The organism is Microbacterium testaceum (assembly GCF_020781835.1).
In the GTDB taxonomy this organism is placed as follows: domain Bacteria; phylum Actinomycetota; class Actinomycetes; order Actinomycetales; family Microbacteriaceae; genus Microbacterium; species Microbacterium testaceum_H.
The window spans coordinates 1-748 of the sequence record NZ_JAJGNJ010000042.1 but is presented as its reverse complement, the minus strand read 5'-3'; the positions used below and the strand labels follow the sequence as shown (position 1 = coordinate 748).

Genomic DNA, 748 nt, shown 5'->3' with positions numbered 1-748 from the left:
CGGCTCCTTCTCCGCGTCGGTCGCGGCAGGCTTGAACAGGCGGTGGACGGGCGGGAAGTTGCCGCGCACGGCGTCGGCGTCGTATCGGAAGGTCGGGGCGTCGGCGGCGTCGGACGCGATGATCTCGACCGTGATGCGACCCGCCTTCGTCGCGGTGCCCTCGGTCCATGTCACGCGGATCTGCTGCCGCGGGAAGATCCGAGCCGGACGGTGGGCGTTCGCGAGAATCCAGGCAGCCTGACGGCGGTCCATGATGAACTCGCCCGCCTCGGCACCCTCCGGTCTCGGCACGAGGGTCTCGTGCACGCGGAAACGGTCTGTCGCGATGAGGTGAACGTGCCTGCCCTCGACGATCCAGTTCACCGCGCACAGCACGGGGTTGATGTCGTCGGTCGATGCGGCCGCCAAAGCGCCGCGCAGTGCCCACCGGAGTTGCCCCGCGTCGAGCAGGAGCGTGATCGTCTTCGCCATGTCAGTTCTCCTTCGAGGGGTCGGCGAGGAGGTTCTCGACGCCGTAGTCGGTCAGCACGTCGCGGGCGTACCCGAGGTGCTCGGTCATGTCCGCGAGGATCTGTTCGCGGTATCCGGGGAAGCGTTCGTCGTTGCGGATGCGGTCGAGTCGTTCGATCGCTTTGCGGAGGGCGACGCCGGCGGCGCGGGCGTCGTCGGTGATCGCGGTCAGCGTCACGGCGCGCAGGTTCGGCTTCGTGTACGTCTTTCCGTCGAGGCCGTGCACGACCGGGGCGGG

General features: G+C 69.0%; 1 protein-coding gene and 1 pseudogene. Both read right to left on the bottom strand.

What is annotated here, in order from left to right; genetic code table 11:
• Positions 1 to 471: pseudogene (locus LL239_RS17530) on the bottom strand (hypothetical protein); the annotation flags it as partial.
• Between the two features lies 1 nt (position 472).
• Positions 473 to 748: hypothetical protein (locus LL239_RS17525; RefSeq protein ID WP_228164605.1), on the bottom strand; the 276-nt coding region annotated here is incomplete at its 5' end.